The organism is Streptomyces sp. GbtcB7 (genome assembly GCF_019091445.1).
Lineage (GTDB): Bacteria > Actinomycetota > Actinomycetes > Streptomycetales > Streptomycetaceae > Streptomyces > Streptomyces mirabilis.
This window is the reverse complement of sequence record NZ_JAGXJM010000186.1, coordinates 1-352: the sequence shown is the minus strand read 5'-3', so window position 1 is coordinate 352 and position 352 is coordinate 1. Positions and strand designations below refer to the sequence as shown.

At 76.7% G+C, this 352-nt stretch carries 1 protein-coding gene; it reads left to right on the top strand.

Features of this window, described 5'->3' with window-relative positions:
• Positions 1 to 352, top strand: a 352-nt coding sequence (locus KVT44_RS55785) for a glycosyltransferase (protein ID WP_217576914.1), incomplete at both ends; no start/stop codon positions are given.

Below are 352 nucleotides of genomic sequence, written 5' to 3'. Positions count from 1 at the left end.
CCGGCGGGGGCGGCCCCCCTCGACGGGGTGCCGTCCGCGGCGCGCGATCGGGTGACGTTCCTCGGCCACGTGTCGGGCGACGAACTGTACGGCGCGATCGCGGCCGCCGACGTGGTGATGTGTCCCTCTCGGTGGGAGGGCTTCGGAAACGTGGCCGTCGAGGTGATGGCCGCCGGGGCGCCGCTGGTCGTCACCTCCGGCAGCGGATTCGACGACTTCTGCACCGATGGCGCCGACTGCCTCATGGTGCCCCCCGCCGACCCGGAGGCCCCCGCGGCCGCGCTCGCCACCGTGCTCGACGACCCGGGCGCCGCCCGCCGACGGGCGACGCGCGCTGCCGCAGGAGTCGACC